At 38.7% G+C, this 346-nt stretch carries 1 protein-coding gene; it reads right to left on the bottom strand.

Annotation, left to right across the window (positions count from 1 at the left end):
* The coding region (locus Q0951_RS17055) for a hypothetical protein (RefSeq protein ID WP_299339538.1) at window positions 1–346 on the bottom strand (346 nt) is incomplete at both ends.

The raw sequence follows: 346 nt of genomic DNA, 5'->3' as shown, positions 1-346 counted from the left end.
GTAATGGTCTGAACTTGTGTAGTTGTATTATCACAGTCATCCGTTAATGTCCATGTTCTGGTAATGATAGATTCGTTAGCACAACTTCCGTCAGCCAGTGCATCTGTAAATGTAGCTTCAAGATCAGTTGAACAGTTATCAGCTTCATCAGTCACATCACCAGTTAAAGTAAGATCGTTTACATCTACATCACATTCAACTGAAATACTCTCAGGAACTGTAAATGTAGGTGCTGTTGTATCTTGAACTGTAATGGTCTGAACTTGTGTAGTTGTATTATCACAGTCATCCGTTAATGTCCATGTTCTGGTAATGATAGATTCGTTAGCACAACTTCCGTCAGCCA

The sequence above is a fragment of the uncultured Psychroserpens sp. genome, from assembly GCF_947501425.1.
Taxonomy (GTDB): domain Bacteria; phylum Bacteroidota; class Bacteroidia; order Flavobacteriales; family Flavobacteriaceae; genus Psychroserpens.
The sequence above is the reverse complement of the archived record's forward strand: the minus strand, read 5'-3'. Positions and strand labels throughout refer to the sequence as shown.